The following is a 379-nucleotide window of genomic DNA, read 5'->3' on the forward strand; positions in this document are numbered from 1 at the left end:
CAACAGTACCATTTACTAATATCCAAAGAAAGAACGGATTAGTACATATATCACAGATTGGCAAGATATTCTTTCATCGGAAATCTGGCGTTCCTGCATATTAAGTTGTTCGGATATACTGCCGTTCTTCATCGTGTTATAGTACTCAAAGGTTTCAGTTAGTTGGCGTTGGTAGAAAGTCTGACAGGTATTATTCCTGATACAAAAGATGAACGCAATGAATACAGAGATCATTTACAACAAAAAGCCAATATTCTGTACACACCACGTATATGACTACGGAACAAGTAAAGTGGTAGGCCGCGACCAAAACGGCCGTCACGGCCGTGAAAGAGGGGACGGCTTATTTGGACTATGTGCAAGGGGGGAGTGGGATTGA

Annotated in this window: 1 protein-coding gene and 1 pseudogene; one reads left to right on the forward strand and one right to left on the reverse strand. The window is 41.7% G+C overall.

The genetic code is table 11. The annotated features are described in order from the left end of the window. Nucleotides 1-69 precede the first annotated feature (69 nt). Nucleotides 70-174 (reverse strand): annotated as a pseudogene (locus tag D0T87_RS24820) (clindamycin resistance transfer factor BtgB); the annotation flags it as partial. A 43-nt stretch (nt 175-217) separates the two neighbouring features. Here D0T87_RS24820 and D0T87_RS23850 point away from each other — a divergent pair. Continuing rightward, entirely contained in the window at nt 218-379 is a 162-nt protein-coding gene (locus D0T87_RS23850; RefSeq protein WP_163178671.1) for a hypothetical protein, read from the forward strand.

Source organism: Bacteroides sp. 51 (genome assembly GCF_010500965.1).
In the GTDB taxonomy this organism is placed as follows: Bacteria; Bacteroidota; Bacteroidia; order Bacteroidales; family Bacteroidaceae; genus Bacteroides.